Genomic DNA, 15,188 nt, shown 5'->3' on the forward strand with positions numbered 1-15,188 from the left:
CACGGCCCCCGCCTTCCGCGAACCGGGCACTCGGACACCGCCAACCGAGCGTTCAAGCACCGCCAACCGAGCGTTCGCGCACCACGAGCCGCGCGCTCGGTGCGCCGGGTGGTAGTTACCGGCCTGTCCTGGGCGGTCGGGTAGTACTTGCTGACGTGTGGAGCGGGGGGTCAGGCCAGTACGGAGGCCACGTAGGGGTCCGGGTCGGCCAGGATCGCCCGGACCGCCCCGCCCGCCGCGCCCCGCACCGCCGCCTCGGCCCCCAGCGACGAGGCCACCACCCGCACCGGTGCCCACTCCGCGCTCATCACCCGGTTGGCCAGCTCCGCCTCCAGCGGCTCGCGCAGCCACGGCTCCAGCCGCGCGTACGTCCCGCCCAGCACCACCGTGGGCAGGTCCAGCAGGTTCACCGCCGCGGACAGCGCCACCCCCAGCCACTTCGCCGCCGAGCGCACCGCCATCAGCGCCGTGCGGTCGCCCGCCGCCAGCCGGGTCAGCAGCTCCTCCGGCCCCGACACGCCCGCCGCGCGCACCATCTCGTCCTGGCCCGCCAGCCGCTCCAGGCACCCCCGCGACCCGCACGGGCAGCGCGGTCCGCGCGGGTCCACCGGCAGGTGGCCGATCTCGCCGCCGAACCCGGACACGCCCTCGAACAGCTGGGCGTCCACCACGATGCCCGCGCCGATGCCGATCTCGCCGGAGACGTGCACGAAGTCCGCCGCGCCGTCGCCGTGCCACAGCTCGGCCAGCGCGGCCAGGTTCGCCTCGTTGCCCACCAGCACCGGCACGTCCAGCCCGATCCGGCGGTCCAGCTCCCCGCGCACGTCCACCTCGCGCCAGCCCAGGTTCGGCGCCACCCGCAGCGTCCCGCTGGCCGACTCCACCAGGCCGGGCACCGCCACCCCCAGGCCGCCGATGGGCACCTCCTCGCGCACCGCCGTGCGCACCGCGGTGGCCACCTTGGCCAGCACCCGGCCGGGCGAGGACGCCCGGTTGTCGCTGGGCCGCAGCCAGCGCTTGCGCACCCGACCGGTGAGGTCGACCAGGCAGGTGGCGATGTAGTCCACGCCGATCTCCACGCCGAGGCCGTGCGGGCCGGAGGGGGACAGGTGCAGCGCGGTGCCGCGCCTGCCGGGGCCGGGGCGGGCCTGCGCCTCGCCCTCCACGACCAGCCCGGCGCCGATCATCCGGTCGACCAGGCTGGAGACGGTGGCCTTGGTCAGGCCGGTGCGGGCGGCCACGGCGGCGCGGGAGGAGCCGGGGCCCGCGGCGATGGCGTCGAGGACGAGGGCGGAGTTGTGCCTGCGCACGGTGTGCTGGCTCGCGGGCTGCGGTCTGGACACCCGCTGGATACTAGCGGCTGGATGAGATAAGTTTAGGCATCAAACTTATTGGAGGTGTCACCGTGGACAAGTTCAGCTTCGGTCTGTGGACCGTCGGTTGGCAGGGGCGCGACCCGTTCGGCGATGCGACCCGGCCCGAGCTCGAGGCGCCCGTGGCGGTGCGCAAGCTCGCCGAACTGGGCGCGTGGGGCATCACCTTCCACGACGACGACCTGATCCCCTTCGGCGCGAGCGCGGCGGAGCGGGACCGGCGGCTGGCCGCGTTCCGCGCGGCGCTGGACGAGACCGGCCTCGTCGTGCCGATGGTGACCACGAACCTGTTCAACCACCCGGTGTTCAAGGACGGCGGCTTCACCAGCAACGACCGCTCGGTTCGCCGGTTCGCGCTGCGCAAGGTGCTGCGCAACCTGGAGCTGGCGGCCGAGCTGGGCGCCGAGACCATCGTGCTGTGGGGTGGCCGCGAAGGCTCGGAGACCGACGCGGGCAAGGACGTGCGGGCCGCGCTGGAGCGCTACCGCGAGGCGCTGGACACCGTCGCGCAGTACTCGCAGGACCAGGGCTACGGGCTGCGCTTCGCCCTGGAGCCCAAGCCGAACGAGCCGCGCGGCGACATCCTGCTGCCCACCATCGGCCACGCGCTCGGGTTCATCTCCACCCTGCAGCACCACGAGCTGTTCGGCGTCAACCCCGAGGTCGGCCACGAGCAGATGGCGGGCCTGAACTTCGTGCACGGCATCGCCCAGGCCCTGTACCAGGGCAAGCTCTTCCACATCGACCTCAACGGCCAGAAGGGGCCGCGCTACGACCAGGACCTGGTGTTCGGCCACGGCGACCTGCTGTCCGCCTTCTTCCTGGTCGACCTGCTGGAGCACGGCGGCTACGAGGGCCCGCGGCACTTCGACTACAAGCCGCTGCGCACCGAGGACATCGACGGCGTGTGGGACAGCGCGGCGGCCAACATGCGCACCTACAAGATCCTGCGCGAGCGGGCGACCGCGTTCCGGGCCGACCCGGAGGTGCAGGAGGCGCTGCGCTACAGCGGTCTGGAGGAGCTGGCCCAGCCGACCCTCTCGGCCGGCGAGTCCATCGAGGACTTCTTGAAGGCCGACGCGGACTTCGACCCGCAGAAGGCGGGCGAGCGCGGCTTCGGCTTCGTGCGCCTGTCGCAGCTGGCCCTGGAGCACCTGCTGGGCGCCCGCTGATGGCCCTCGTCGCGGGCGTCGACTCGTCCACCCAGTCGTGCAAGGTGGTCGTGCGCGACGCCGAGACCGGCGCGCTGGTGCGGGAGGGGCGTGCACCCCACCCGGCGGGTACCGAGGTCCACCCCGACGCGTGGTGGGACGCCTTGCAGGAGGCGGTCTCGCAGGCGGGCGGGTTGGCCGACGTCGAGGCGGTTTCCGTTGCCGCGCAACAGCACGGCATGGTCTGCCTGGACGACCGCGGCGAGGTGGTGCGGCCCGCGCTGCTGTGGAACGACACGCGCTCGGCGGGCGCGGCCGCCGAGCTGATCGGCGAGCTGGGCGGTCCGCAGGCGTGGGCCGAGGCGATCGGCAGCGTCCCGGTCGCCTCGCTGACGGTGACCAAGCTGCGGTGGCTGGCGCGCAACGAGCCGGAGTCGGTCGCCCGCACGGCCGCGGTGTGCCTGCCGCACGACTGGCTCACCTGGAAGCTGGCGGGCGGCGGGCTCGACGCGCTGGTCACCGACCGCAGCGACGCCAGCGGGACCGGCTACTGGTCCCCGTCCACAGAGGACTACCGCCCGGATCTGCTCGAGCTGGCGATGGGCAAGGTCCCGCTGCTGCCTCGGGTGGTCGGTCCCGCCGAGCTGACCGCGGGCCGCTACGGCGCGGGCGCGGGCGACAACGCGGCGGCGGCGCTGGGCGTGCAGATCCAGCCCGGTGACGTGGTGGTGTCGGTCGGCACGTCCGGCACCGCCTTCGCCCGGTCCGCGTCCGCGGTCGCCGACGGCACCGGGATCGTGAACGGGTTCGCCGACGCGGAGGGCACCTACCTGCCGCTGGTGTGCACCCTCAACGCCTCCCGCGTGCTCGACGCGACCGCGGCCATGCTCGGCGTGGACCTGGCCGAGCTGTCCAGGTTGGCGCTGTCCGCCCCGGCGGGCGCGGGCGGCCTGGCGCTGGTGCCCTACCTGGAGGGCGAGCGCACGCCGAACAAGCCGGACTCGACCGGCGCGCTGCACGGCCTGCGGCTGGACACCGCCACCCCCGCGCACCTGGCGCGGGCGGCGGTGGAAGGCCTGCTGTGCAGCCTGGCCGACGCGATCGACGCGCTGGTCGCCGCGGGCACCCCGCTGCGCCGGGTGCTGCTCATCGGCGGCGGCGCGCGATCCGAGGCGGTGCGGCGGATCGCGCCCGCCGTGTTCGGCTGCCAGGTGGTCGTGCCCGCGGCGGGGGAGTACGTCGCCGACGGCGCGGCCAGGCAGGCGGCGTGGGCGGTGAGCGGGGCCGACGCCCCGCCGCTGTGGAGCTCGCTGACGTCCGAGGTCTTCGAGGCCGAGGCGACGCCGCACGTGCGCGAGCGCTATGCGGCGGCCAGGGAGCTCACGGTCGCCCGGCCCAGTTGACCCCGTGGGGGACGGCGGCTCGTCGGGGGTAGCCGTCCCCCGCGGATTCACCGCGGGCCCGCTGGGTAACCGGCCCGCATGAGCGAACAAGAAGACGTCATCGAGCTCCTGGTCCGCCAGCACGGCGAGATCCGGGACCTGTTCACCAAGGTCGAGACGGCTTCCGGCGCGGACCGGAACGAGGCGTTCCGCGACCTGGTCCGGCTGCTGGCGGTGCACGAGACGGCCGAGGAGGAGATCGTCCACCCGGCCGCCCGGCGCGGCGAGGGCGGCGACGCGGTCGTGGACGCGCGCGTGGCCGAGGAGCGGCGGGCCAAGGAGCTGCTGGTCACCCTGGACAAGATCGGCCCCGAGGCGGAGGGCTTCGACACGCTGCTGGTCCAGCTGCGCGAGGACGTGCTGGCGCACGCCGAGCACGAGGAGCGCGAGGAGTTCCCCCGGCTGCGCCAGGAGTACGACGGCGACCGGTTGCGCGCGCTGGCCAAGGCCGTGCGGGCCGCGGAGGCCGTCGCGCCGACCCGACCCCACCCCGGAGTGGAGTCCCCGGCCGCGAACTTCCTGCTCGGGCCGCCGACCGCGCTGATGGACCGGGCCCGCGACCTCATCCGCTCCGCGCTCAACCGCTAGCCGCGCTCGGGGAAGCGGGAGCGGGGGGAGTGCGGTCGGCGACAGCCCCGGACCGGGGCATCGGCTCTGGCTACTGTGGCGGCGTGATCGATGACCAGGAAGTCAACGGCTACGGCAACTCCACCATCGCCGTCGTCCTCCCCCCGTTCCACCCCCGCTCGCGCAGCTCTCCCGCCAACTTCGCCCCGCACGACCCGGCGCGCGCACGAGCCTTCGCGCAGTCCTTCCCGACCGTCGAAGCCGTCCTGGAGGAGCTGCCGCTCACCAACGCCATCCCCAGGTCGCCGTGGACGCGGACCGATCTGGACGTCGTCTTCGTCGGGTGCTGGGGCGGCGTCACCGCTGTCTGCGACTTCGCCCTCGTCGACGACGGCCTCGACGGCGCCATCCTGTGGGACGTGACCAGCGCCCTGGCCCAACGCCACCCCGAAGCCAGGGTCGTGGGGTCGGCCCACGTCGACCGCGGGGCGACACACGAGGAGACCGCCGTCCACCTGCCCGGCGGGCTGACGCTGCACACCGAGGGCTGGTCCCTCGCCGACGAGTGCTACGTCGACGGTGACCCGCACGCCATCGCGCGCGAACTCGGCCTCAGCGCCGAAGCGCTCGCCGAGGCAGGCATCGACCTCGACGAGGAGCCCTTGGGCGTTCCCTGGGAGCACTTCGGCCGCCAACTGCTCGATCCGCACGACCCGTGGGGCTTCGCCGAACTCCGGATGTCCGCCTTCCGCGTCCGCCACACCGAGAAGGCCACGTACCACATGGAGGAGATCTGGCTGGGCGGCGATTAGTCGGACGCCCGGCACCTCGGCCCAGCGCGCTGGTTGCGCGCGGCACACCTTTGGGTAGTCCGGTGGTCATGAGGATCGTCGTCACCGGCGCCAGCGGCAACGTGGGCACGGCACTGCTGCGCAGGTTCGCCCAAGAGCCCGAGGTCCGGGTGCACGGCGTCTCCCGCCGCACCCCGCAGGACCCGCCCGCCGACTGGACCCCGGTCGACCTCGGCCGCGAGGGCGCCGAAGAGGTGCTGGAGGGGGTGCTGCGCGGCGCGGACGCGCTGGTCCACCTGGCCTGGCGCATCCAGCCCTCCCACGACGAGACGGCCCTGTACCGGGCGAACGTGGCGGGCAGCGACCGCGTGTTCAACGCGGCGGTGCGGGCGGGCGTGCCGCACCTGGTGCACATGTCGTCGGTCGGCGCGTACTCGCCCGCCTCCAAGCAGCGCCCGGTCGACGAGAGCTGGCCCACCGACGGCGTGTCGAGCTCGTACTACAGCAGGCACAAGGCCGCCGTGGAGCGGCTGCTCGACCGGGTGGCGCGGGAGAACCCGTCGCTGCTGGTCAGCCGGGTGCGCCCGGCGCTGATCCTGCAACCGGACGCGGCGGCCGAGATCAAGCGCTACTTCCTGGGCGGCCTGGTGCCCTCGGCGCTGTTCCGGACCCGGCTGCCCCTGCTGCCCCTGCCCAAGTCGCTGGTCCTGCAGTTCGTGCACGCCGAGGACGTGGCCGACGCGGTCGCGCGGGTGGTGCTGGGCAGGGTTCCCGGCGCGGTCAACCTGGCCGCCGACCCGGTGCTGACGCCGCGGGCGCTGGCCGAGGTCATGCGGGCGCGGCACGTGCCGATCCCGCCGAGGGCGCTGCGCCTGGCCGCGAAGGTGTCGTGGCGGCTGCGCCTGCAGCCCACCTCGCCGGGCTGGGTGGACCTGGCGCTGACCACGCCGCTGCTGGACACCACCAGGGCGCGGGAGGTGCTGGGCTGGACCCCGCGCCACGACGCCCGCGACGTGGTGCGCGACCTGCTCACCGGACTGGGGGAGCGGCGCGGGGTGCCCGGCCAGCCGCCGCTGCGCCCCTGAGGTCCGCGTCCCCAGGGTCCGCGCCCCGAGGTCCCGAGTGGACTAGAAGACCTTGCTCCAGCTCATCACCTCGGCCACCACGAACGCCAGCACCAGCAGGGTCAGCACCGCCACCAGCACCAGGGTGATCATCGGTCCGCGTCGCGACGGCATGGGCTGCGGGTGGGACAGGCCCGAGGTCTGGGCCGCGTCGGGCGGGGTGTCGCCGGGGGTGACGCCGCCACCGGGTTCGAGGCCGGGGGTGCGTGCGGGGTCGGGGTCGGGCGGGGTCGCGGTCATGCGCGCCGGGTACCCGTCGCCACCCGTGTGAACCTCACGCCGCTTGGGTAATCAGGACGCCATGAGCGGCCTACAAGACGAGTTGCTGCGCACGTTGACCAAGGTGGCCAAGACCCTGCGCGCCGAAGGCATCCCGTTCGCGTTGGCGGGTGGGTGCGCGGTGTACGCGCGAGGTGGGCCCGCCACAGCTCACGACGCGGACATCCTGGTCCGCGAGGAGGACGCCAAACCCGCGGTGCGGGCGCTGGTGGCCGCCGGGATGCGCGCGGCCGAACCCCCGGAGGACTGGCTGCTCAAGGTCTACGACGGCGACCTGCTGGTGGACCTGCTCTACCGGCCCAACGAGATCCCGGTGACCGACGAGACGCTGGCCCGCGCCGAGGAGCTGGCGGTCGGCTCGGTGGTGCTGCCGGTGATGCCCGCGACCGAGGTGATGATCAGCAAGCTGCTCGTGCTCGACGGGCACCGCTGCGACTTCAGCGTGCTGCTGCCCTTCGCGCGCGCCCTGCGCGAGCAGATCGACTGGGACAAGGTGCGCGAGGCCACCGCCGACTCGCCCTACGCCGAGGCGTTCCTGCTGCTGGTCGAGCGCCTGAACCTGGTGGAGCCGAAGCTGACGCGGGACCTGGCGGAGAGGAGTGCGTCATGAGCACCGACCCGGAGCAGTACCTGGCCGCCAGGCTGCGGCGGGCGCTGGCCGAGGACCCGCGCACCACCGAGCTCGGGGTGCGCGTCACCGTGCGGGGCGACCACGTCCTGCTCTCCGGTGACGTGGCCAGCGCCGAGCGGCGGGCCGAACTGGAAGCGGTGATCCACGACATCGCGCCGGAGCTGACCGTGCTGGACGACGTGCAGGTCGTGCCGGTGGGCGAGCCCGGCGGGCGGGAGGAGTTGCGATGATCCGCATCGCCGCCGTGGGCGACGTGCACCTGGGCGAGGACGCGCGCGGGCGGATGAGGCCCGCGCTGGAGAAGCTCGACGAGCACGCCGACGTGCTGCTGCTCGCGGGCGACCTGACCCGGCACGGCACCCTCGACGAGGCGCAGGTGGTCGCCGACGAGTTCAGCGGCCTGCCGGTGCCGGTGGTCGCCGTGCTGGGCAACCACGACCACCACGACGACAAGCCCGACGAGATCACCAAGCTGCTGCGCGACGCGGGCATCAGCGTGCTGGAGGGCGAGACCGCGACCTTCGACGTGGACGGCCGCACGCTGGGCGTGGCCGGGGTCAAGGGCTTCGGCGGCGGCTTCGCGGGCAAGTGCGGCAGCGCCTTCGGCGAGCCGGAGATGAAGGCGTTCATCCGCCACACCTGCGACATCGCCGAACGGCTCCAGGGCGCGCTGGCCTCGCTGGACACCGATGTCAAGGTGGCGCTGACGCACTACGCCCCGGTGCCGGACACGCTGCGCGGCGAGCCGCCGGAGATCTACCCGTTCCTCGGTTCCTACCTGCTGGGCGAGGCGATCGACGCCACCGGCACCCACCTGGCGGTGCACGGGCACGCCCACTTCGGCACCGAGCACGGCATGACCCCCGGCGGGGTCCGGGTGCGCAACGTCGCGCAGCCCATCATCCGGTCCGCGTACACGGTGTACTGCGTGGAGCCCTCAGTCGTGGAGGTGGTGTGACGTGGAAGAAGCTCGCAGCGCTGGACCGTCGGTGGTGTCCACCGGCCCGGCCGACGCGCCCGTCGTGGTGGTGCTCGACCCGGCCGGTGTGGCCATCCACGGCGAGTTGCCCGCCACGTGGCGCCCGCTGACCGACCACCTGCACGTCACCTGGTGCAGGCTGCCCGCCGCCGACGAGTCCTGGTCGGAGGTCGAACGGGTGTTCGACGACTGCGCCCAGCGCGGTGTGCCGGTGCACCTGGTCGCGGGTGCGGCGGCAGGCGCGCGGGTGGGCGAGCTGGCCACCAAGTACGACGGCACGATCCGGTCGGTGCAGACCTTCGCCGCGCCGATCCCGCTGGGGCACCCGGAGGTGGTGCTGGAGGTGCTGCGCGAACTGCTGGGCCACGGCGTCGACGCGGGCGTCGACCCCGGTGCCCAGCCGGTGCCGGGGATGGAGCCGGAGAACCGGTCGAGTTCCCTGCTCGGTGACGCCGCGTCGGCACTGCGCCAGTCCGTCAGGGGATTGTTCGACCGCCTGCGCGATGGGTGATCCGCTCGCGAGCAGCCCGCACGGCGAAAGGGCCGCGGAGAACGTTCTCCGCGGCCCTTTCGTTCGTTCCCGGCCACTTTGTTCCAGGCCACCGGGAATGGGCACGAAAAAGCGGCCCCCGGGGGGCCGCTTCCTCGAATGGGTGTCAGACGATCCGGTCACCCGGCAGTCCGCCATCGGGCAGGTCGGTGCGGGTCTCACCCGCCTGCGGCGGGCGGGCGACGTCACCGCGCCACGCGCCGGTCTCCGCGCCGCGGTGCTCGATGAACTCCTTGAACCGCTCCAGGTCGCCCTTGACGCGGTGCTCCACCACGCCCAGCGCGGCGCCCGCCTTCTCGGTCAGCGTCTGCGGGTCGTACTCCATCTGCACGTGAACCCGCGTGTGCCGGTCGTCGAGCCGGTGGAACGTCACCACGCCGCCCTGCGGCGGGCCGTCGACGCTGTGCCACGCCACTCGCTCGTCCGGGTGCTGCTCGGTGATCTCCGCGTCGAACTCCCTGGTCACACCGCCGATCTTGGTGACCCAGTGGGTCCTGGTGTCGGTGACCTGGGTGATCTGCTCGACGCCTTCCATGAAGTGCGGGAACGACTCGAACTGGGTCCACTGGTTGTAGGCCGTCGTGACCGGGACCTCCACGTCCACGGACTTCTCGATGGTCGTCACTGTGCAACCTTCCTTCGGATTGTCGTGCGTTCTTCGGTTACCCGTCGGGCGGGCGCTCACACCTCCGGAGTCGCGCCGCCCGCCGTCGCGGCCCACACACGGGTGACTGTGAGTAGCGTTTCTCCGAGAAGTGTTTGTCCACCGGCTGACGGGCTAACTCTCCTCTGTGGACCACATCGAAGGGCTGCCCGACGCCGTGCTGTTCGACCGGGACGGCACGCTCATCCGCGACGTTCCGTACAACGGCGACCCGGCGTTGGTGGAGCCCGTGCCGGGGGCGCGCGAGGTGCTCGACGAGCTCCGCTCGCAGGGGGTTCCCCTCGGTGTGGTGAGCAATCAGTCCGGTATCGGACGGGGGACATTGACACACGAACGGGTGGCGGCGGTGAACGCGCGCGTCGAGCGGCTGCTCGGTCGCTTCGACACCTGGCAGATCTGCCCGCACCGGCCCGAGGACCACTGCCCGTGCCGCAAGCCCAAGCCGGGGCTGGTGCTCGCGGCCTGCGCGGCGCTGGGCGTGCGCCCGGAGCGCACCCTGCTCGTCGGCGACATCGAGGCGGACGTGGAGGCGGCGCGCTCGGCGGGGGCGTTCCCCGTCCTGGTGCCCACCGAGGTCACCCTGGTCGAAGAGGTCCGACGCGCCCCGCACGTCGCGTCGGACCTGCGCTCGGCGCTGGCGGTGGTGCTGTGAGGACGCTCGTGGCCCGGCTGGACAGCGACGGCGACGTGCTGCTGGCGGGCCCCGCGATCCGCGCCGCCGCGACGGCGGGCGAGGTGGTGCTGCTGTGCGGCCCAGCGGGCGCGCAAGCCGCCGAACTGCTGCCCGGCGTCACGCGCGTGGTGCGGTGGGCGTGCCCGTGGATCGCGAACCCGGCCCCCGACGTCCGCGGAGCCGACATCGACGGGCTGGTGGCGCTGCTCAAGGGGCTCCGGGTCGACGTGGCGCTGGTCCTCACCTCCTTCCACCAGAGCCCGCTGCCGCTGGCGCTGCTGCTGCGCCTGGCGGGCGTGCCCAGGATCGTCGCCCGCTCCGTGGACTACCCCGGCTCGCTGCTGGACGTGCGGCTGCGCGAGGACCCGGACGTGCCCGAAGCCGAGCGGGCGCTGGAGGTGGCCGTGGCCGCCGGGTTCGAGCTGCCCCCCGGCGACGACGGGCGGCTGGCCGTGCTGCCGCCGCCGGAGCCCGCCCAGGTCGGACCGTACGTCGTGCTGCACCCCGGCGCCTCCGTGCCCGCGCGGGCCTGGTCGCCGCGGCGGTGCGCCGAGGCGGTCGTGGCGCTCACCGAGGCCGGGCACCGCGTGCTGGTCACCGGCGGCCCCTCGGAGACCGCGCTGACCGCAGAGGTCGCGGGCGCGCACGGCGTCGACCTCGGCGGGAGGACCACCTTCGCGGAGCTGGCCGGGCTGCTCGCCCGCGCCGACGCGGTGGTGGTCGGCAACACCGGCCCCGCGCACCTCGCGGCGGCCGTGGGAACACCCGTCGTCTCGCTGTTCGCGCCCGTCGTGCCCGCCGCCCGCTGGGCGCCGCACGGCAGGCACGTGCTGCTGGGCGACCAGGACGCGCCGTGCCGGGGAACCCGCGCACGGGACTGCCCGGTGGCGGGGCACCCCTGCCTGGACCGGGTGAGCGCACGGGATGTGGTGGCCGCGGTGACCGAGCTGGTGGGAGTACGGGCATGAGAGTCCTGTTGTGGCACGTGCACGGTTCGTGGACGAACGCGTTCGTCAGGGGCGGGCACGAGTACCTGCTGCCCGCCTCACCGGAGGGCGGCGACTGGGGCAGGGGGCTGGCGGGGCGGAACTGGCCCGCCGCGCGCGAGGTGCCGCTGGACTCGCTGTCCGATGTGGACGCCGACGTGGTGGTGCTGCAACGGCCGCAGGAGGCCGAGCGCGTGCCCGGCGTCCCGGCTGTCTACCTGGAGCACAACACCCCCAAGCACCCCGGTCAGCGGCACCCGCTGGCCGACTGGCCCGGCATCATCGTGCACGTCACGCACTTCAACCAGCTGATGTGGGACTGCGGCACCACCCGGACCGAGGTGATCGAGCACGGCGTGGTCGACCCCGGCCCGCTCTACACCGGCGAGCTGGCCCGCGCCGCCGTCGTGGTGAACGAGCCGGTCCGCCGCGGCCGGGTGGTGGGCACCGACCTGCTGCCGCGCTTCGCCGAGGTGGCCCCGCTGGACGTCTACGGCATGGGCACCGAGCAGCTGGGGGAGATGGGCCGGGGCGACCACGGCATGGACGCCCTGCACGCCGAGCTCGCGCGCAGACGGCTCTACCTGCACCCGGTGCGGTGGACCTCGCTCGGGCTGTCGCTGCTGGAGGCGATGCACCTCGGGATGCCCGTGGTGGCGCTGGCGTGCACGGAGGTGGTGCGGGCGGTGCCGCCGGAGGCGGGCGTGGTGTCCACGCGGGTGGAGGACCTCGTGCGCGGTGTGGCCGAGCTGGTGGCCGACCCGGAACTGGCGCGGCAGAAGGGCAAGCAGGCCAGGGAGTTCGCCTTGGCGCACTACGGGCTGGACGCGTTCCTGCGGAACTGGGAGCGGTTGTTGGCGGAGGTGAGCGGATGAGGATCGCGATGGTGTCGGAGCACGCCAGCCCCCTTGCGGCGCTGGGGGAGGTCGACTCCGGTGGGCAGAACGTCCACGTGGCGGCGCTGTCGGCCGGGCTGGGCGCGCTGGGCCACGAGGTGACGGTCTACACCCGTCGCGACGATCCGGACCTGCCCGAGCGGGTGCGCGTGGACGAGGGCTACGAGGTGGTGCACGTGCCCGCCGGGCCACCTGAGCGGGTGGCCAAGGACGAGCTGCTGCCGCACATGGGCGACTTCGCCCGCTTCCTGGCCCGGCAGTGGGCCGTGGAGCGGCCGGACGTGGTGCACGCGCACTTCTGGATGTCCGGCCTGGCCGCGGTGCTGGGCGCGCGCGGAGTGGGCGCGCCGGTGGTGCAGACCTACCACGCGCTGGGCGTGGTCAAGCGGCGCCACCAGGGCGAGCGGGACACCAGCCCGCCCGAGCGGGTCGGCATCGAGCGCATGGTCGGCCGCGAGGTCGCCCGGATCGCCGCCACCTGCGGGGACGAGGTGTTCGAGCTGATGCGCATGGGGCTGCCGAGGGCGCGGATCTCGGTGGTGCCGTGCGGGGTCGACCCCGTGCTGTTCCAGCCCGAAGGTCCGGCCGAGACCCGCACCCTGCCGCACCGCGTCGTCACGGTGGGCAGGCTCGTGCGCCGCAAGGGCTTCGAGGACCTGATCAGCGCGCTGCGCTCGCTGCCGGACACCGAGCTGGTCATCGCGGGCGGCCCGCCCGCCGACCGGCTCGCCGACGATCCGGAGGCGCGGCGGCTGCGCGCCTACGCCGCCGAGCTGGGCCTGTCCGACCGGGTGCGGCTGGTGGGCCAGGTCGCCCGCCCCGCCGTGCCCTCGCTGCTGCGCTCGGCCGACGTGGTGGCGTGCGTGCCCTGGTACGAGCCGTTCGGCATCGTGCCGCTGGAGGCGATGGCCTGCGGCGTCCCGGTGGTGGCCTCGGCGGTGGGCGGGCTGACCGACACCGTCGTGGACGGCGTGACCGGCCTGCTGGTGCCGCCGCGCGACCCGGCCGCGCTGGCGCGCTCGCTGCGGTCGCTGCTGGCCGACGACGCCCGCCGGGACGCCTACGGCGTCGCGGGCGCGGACCGCGTCCAGGCCCGCTACACCTGGGACCGGATCGCGGAGGACACCGAGCGCGTCTACCAGCGCGCGGGCGCGCAGCTGGGGCGTCGGGCGGGCGTGGCGGCGGGGAGCGCGCGATGAGCGCCGAGCTGCGCGACCACTACGACGGCCTGGCCGAGTCGCTGACCGGCCTGCGCTCCCAGTCCCCGCGCATCACCCGGTGGGGTGGCGTGCTGGCGCAGCGGCTGACCGCGGGCGGCAGGCTGCTGGCCGCGGGCAACGGCGGCTCCGCCGCCGAGGCGCAGCACCTGACCGCCGAGCTGGTCGGCCGCTTCCGCGACGACCGGCAGCCGTTCTCGGCCATCGCGCTGTGCGCGGAGACCTCCAGCGTCACCGCGATCGGCAACGACTACGGCTACGACCACGTCTTCGCCCGCCAGGTCACCGCGCACGCCCGGCCCGGTGACGTGGTGGTGCTGCTGTCCACCAGCGGGCGCAGCCGCAACCTGATCGAGGCCGCCCGCGCGGGTCGCCAGGCGGGCGCGCTGGTGTGGGCGATGACCGGCCCCGCGCCCAACCCGCTGGCCGAGGCCGCCGACGACGCGCTGGTGCTGCCCGGCCGCTCGGCCAACGTGCAGGAGGCCCAGCTGGTGGCCGTGCACGTGCTGTGCAAGGCGTTCGAGGCGGCGCTGCCCGCGGCGGACCGGAGGGTGTCGTGAGACTCGTCGTCGTGGGCGACTCGCTGCTGGACGTGGACGTGGAGGGCAACGCGGACCGGCTGTGCCCGGACGCCCCCGCGCCGGTGCTGGAGGTCGAGGCGGAGCACGCGCGCCCCGGCGGGGCCGCGCTGGCCGCCGCGCTGGCCCACGCCGACGGCTTGGAGGTGACGCTGGTCAGCGCCATCGCCGAGGACGCCGACGGGGAACGGCTGCGGGAGCGGCTGGCGGACGTCAAGGGGGTCTACGGGCCCTCGCCCGTGCCGACCCCGGTGAAGACGCGGCTGCGCAGCGGTGGCCACTCGCTGGCCCGCGTCGACCGCGGCGGCGGGCCGGGGGCGCCCTCGGCCACCGACGAGATGCTCGACGCGGTGCGCGGCGCGGATTTCGTGCTGGTCTCCGACTACGGGCGCGGGCTCGTGCGGGACCGGCGGCTGCGCACCGCGCTGCGGGACAAGCCGCTGGTGTGGGATCCGCACCCGCGCGGCCCGGCCCCGGTGGCGGGGGCCCGGCTGGTCACCCCGAACAAGTCCGAGGCCACGGGGCTGAGCGGGTGCGAGCACCCCGCCGACGCCGCCGAGGCGCTGCGCGAGCGGTGGTCCGCGCGGGCGGTGGTGGTCACGCTCGGCGCCGAAGGGGCGCTGCTGGCGGGCGGCGGCGCGATGACGGCGGTGCCCGCGCCGCGCATCCCCGTGGTGGACCCGTGCGGGGCGGGGGACCGGTTCGCGGTCACCGCCGCCGCGCGGCTGATGGCGGGCGCGGCCACCGATGACGCGGTGACCGACGCGGTGCTCTCGGCCGCGGAGTTCCTGCTGCGCGGTGGCGCGGGCGGGTTCGCCGCACGCGCCGAAGCGGCCGAGCGGTTGTCCACAGTGGACGCGGTGCGGGCGCGTGGTGGGACCGTGGTGGCCACCGGGGGGTGCTTCGACCTGCTGCACGCGGGCCACGTCCGCACCCTGGAAGCCGCCCGAGCGCTGGGCGACTGCCTGGTGGTGTGCCTGAACTCCGACCGGTCCGTGCGGCGGCTCAAGGGCCCGGACCGGCCGATCACCCGCGAGTCGGACCGGGTGGAGGTGCTGCGGGCGCTGGCCTGCGTGGACGAGGTCGTGGTCTTCGAGGAGGACACCCCGGAGCGGGTGCTGGACCGGCTGCGGCCGGACATCTGGGTCAAGGGCGGCGACTACCGGGCCGGGTCGCTGCCCGAAGCGGAGCTGGTGCGCCGCTGGGGCGGTCGCACCGTCGTCGTGCCCTACCACCGGGGTCGGTCCACGACCAGGTTGGCGGACGCGTTGTCGAGGAGGGGTTGAC

18 protein-coding genes are annotated in these 15,188 nt (G+C 74.4%); 15 read left to right on the forward strand and 3 right to left on the reverse strand.

The features are described 5' to 3' along the window. Nucleotides 1-170: 170 nt before the first annotated feature. A complete protein-coding gene (locus tag IEZ00_RS25595; protein WP_189225878.1) occupies nucleotides 171-1,343 on the reverse strand; it encodes an ROK family transcriptional regulator in 1,173 nt (390 codons plus the stop codon). Between the two features lie 62 nt (nucleotides 1,344-1,405). Between IEZ00_RS25595 and xylA the strand changes: the two genes are divergently transcribed. The 5 genes from xylA to IEZ00_RS25620 all read left to right on the forward strand — a co-directional run bounded on the left by xylA (nucleotide 1,406) and on the right by IEZ00_RS25620 (nucleotide 6,409). Beyond that, a complete protein-coding gene (gene xylA / locus IEZ00_RS25600) occupies nucleotides 1,406-2,545 on the forward strand; it encodes a xylose isomerase (protein ID WP_189225879.1) in 1,140 nt (379 codons plus the stop codon). Next, the gene (xylB, locus tag IEZ00_RS25605) at nucleotides 2,545-3,927 is read left to right on the forward strand and encodes a xylulokinase (protein ID WP_189225880.1); all 1,383 of its coding nucleotides are present in this window, start codon (nucleotides 2,545-2,547) and stop codon (nucleotides 3,925-3,927) included. The genes xylA and xylB overlap by 1 nt, the downstream gene beginning before the upstream one ends. A gap of 78 nt (nucleotides 3,928-4,005) precedes the next feature. Next, complete coding sequence (locus IEZ00_RS25610) at nucleotides 4,006-4,554, forward strand: hemerythrin domain-containing protein (RefSeq protein ID WP_189225881.1); 549 nt, start codon at nucleotides 4,006-4,008, stop codon at nucleotides 4,552-4,554. An 83-nt stretch (nucleotides 4,555-4,637) separates the two neighbouring features. Further along, nucleotides 4,638-5,345 (forward strand): DUF6333 family protein, encoded by a 708-nt coding sequence (locus IEZ00_RS25615; RefSeq protein WP_189225882.1) that lies wholly within the window; start codon nucleotides 4,638-4,640, stop codon nucleotides 5,343-5,345. A gap of 68 nt (nucleotides 5,346-5,413) precedes the next feature. Further along, the gene (locus IEZ00_RS25620) at nucleotides 5,414-6,409 is read left to right on the forward strand and encodes an NAD-dependent epimerase/dehydratase family protein (protein WP_189225883.1); all 996 of its coding nucleotides are present in this window, start codon (nucleotides 5,414-5,416) and stop codon (nucleotides 6,407-6,409) included. A 42-nt stretch (nucleotides 6,410-6,451) separates the two neighbouring features. On the opposite strand, the gene IEZ00_RS25625 is transcribed toward IEZ00_RS25620, so the two are convergent. Next, nucleotides 6,452-6,688, reverse strand: coding sequence for a DUF6480 family protein (locus IEZ00_RS25625; protein ID WP_189225884.1), 237 nt, complete (start codon nucleotides 6,686-6,688; stop codon nucleotides 6,452-6,454). A gap of 61 nt (nucleotides 6,689-6,749) precedes the next feature. Between IEZ00_RS25625 and IEZ00_RS25630 the strand changes: the two genes are divergently transcribed. Genes IEZ00_RS25630 through IEZ00_RS25645 form a run of 4 tightly spaced genes read left to right on the forward strand, consistent with a single transcriptional unit; the run spans nucleotide 6,750 to nucleotide 8,848 of the window. Continuing rightward, a complete protein-coding gene (locus IEZ00_RS25630; RefSeq protein WP_189225885.1) occupies nucleotides 6,750-7,337 on the forward strand; it encodes a nucleotidyltransferase family protein in 588 nt (195 codons plus the stop codon). After that, nucleotides 7,334-7,588: a BON domain-containing protein gene (locus IEZ00_RS25635; RefSeq protein ID WP_189225886.1), complete on the forward strand. Its 255-nt coding sequence runs from the start codon at nucleotides 7,334-7,336 to the stop codon at nucleotides 7,586-7,588. The genes IEZ00_RS25630 and IEZ00_RS25635 overlap by 4 nt, the downstream gene beginning before the upstream one ends. Continuing rightward, a complete protein-coding gene (locus IEZ00_RS25640) occupies nucleotides 7,585-8,316 on the forward strand; it encodes a metallophosphoesterase family protein (protein ID WP_189225887.1) in 732 nt (243 codons plus the stop codon). Before IEZ00_RS25635 ends, IEZ00_RS25640 begins: the two co-directional genes overlap by 4 nt. Nucleotide 8,317: 1 nt before the next feature. Then, entirely contained in the window at nucleotides 8,318-8,848 is a 531-nt protein-coding gene (locus IEZ00_RS25645; protein ID WP_189225888.1) for a hypothetical protein, read from the forward strand. 145 nt (nucleotides 8,849-8,993) lie between these two features. Here IEZ00_RS25645 and IEZ00_RS25650 read toward each other — a convergent pair whose 3' ends face one another. Then, the gene (locus IEZ00_RS25650) at nucleotides 8,994-9,512 is read right to left on the reverse strand and encodes an SRPBCC family protein (protein ID WP_189225889.1); all 519 of its coding nucleotides are present in this window, start codon (nucleotides 9,510-9,512) and stop codon (nucleotides 8,994-8,996) included. 166 nt (nucleotides 9,513-9,678) lie between these two features. On the opposite strand from IEZ00_RS25650, the gene IEZ00_RS25655 reads away from it, so the two are divergent. Genes IEZ00_RS25655 through rfaE2 form a run of 6 tightly spaced genes read left to right on the forward strand, consistent with a single transcriptional unit; the run spans nucleotide 9,679 to nucleotide 15,187 of the window. Further along, nucleotides 9,679-10,203 (forward strand): D-glycero-alpha-D-manno-heptose-1,7-bisphosphate 7-phosphatase, encoded by a 525-nt coding sequence (locus tag IEZ00_RS25655; protein ID WP_209617265.1) that lies wholly within the window; start codon nucleotides 9,679-9,681, stop codon nucleotides 10,201-10,203. After that, nucleotides 10,200-11,192, forward strand: a complete 993-nt coding sequence (locus IEZ00_RS25660) for a glycosyltransferase family 9 protein (protein ID WP_189225890.1) — start codon at nucleotides 10,200-10,202, stop codon at nucleotides 11,190-11,192. Before IEZ00_RS25655 ends, IEZ00_RS25660 begins: the two co-directional genes overlap by 4 nt. Further along, the gene (locus IEZ00_RS25665; protein WP_189225891.1) at nucleotides 11,189-12,085 is read left to right on the forward strand and encodes a glycosyltransferase; all 897 of its coding nucleotides are present in this window, start codon (nucleotides 11,189-11,191) and stop codon (nucleotides 12,083-12,085) included. Before IEZ00_RS25660 ends, IEZ00_RS25665 begins: the two co-directional genes overlap by 4 nt. Beyond that, nucleotides 12,082-13,305, forward strand: a complete 1,224-nt coding sequence (locus IEZ00_RS25670) for a glycosyltransferase (protein WP_189225892.1) — start codon at nucleotides 12,082-12,084, stop codon at nucleotides 13,303-13,305. Before IEZ00_RS25665 ends, IEZ00_RS25670 begins: the two co-directional genes overlap by 4 nt. Further along, nucleotides 13,302-13,883, forward strand: coding sequence for a D-sedoheptulose-7-phosphate isomerase (locus IEZ00_RS25675; protein WP_189225893.1), 582 nt, complete (start codon nucleotides 13,302-13,304; stop codon nucleotides 13,881-13,883). The genes IEZ00_RS25670 and IEZ00_RS25675 overlap by 4 nt, the downstream gene beginning before the upstream one ends. Then, the gene (gene rfaE2 / locus IEZ00_RS25680; RefSeq protein ID WP_189225894.1) at nucleotides 13,880-15,187 is read left to right on the forward strand and encodes a D-glycero-beta-D-manno-heptose 1-phosphate adenylyltransferase; all 1,308 of its coding nucleotides are present in this window, start codon (nucleotides 13,880-13,882) and stop codon (nucleotides 15,185-15,187) included. The genes IEZ00_RS25675 and rfaE2 overlap by 4 nt, the downstream gene beginning before the upstream one ends. Nucleotide 15,188: the final 1 nt, after the last annotated feature.

The sequence above is a fragment of the Saccharothrix coeruleofusca genome, assembly GCF_014648515.1.
Lineage (GTDB): Bacteria > Actinomycetota > Actinomycetes > Mycobacteriales > Pseudonocardiaceae > Actinosynnema > Actinosynnema coeruleofuscum.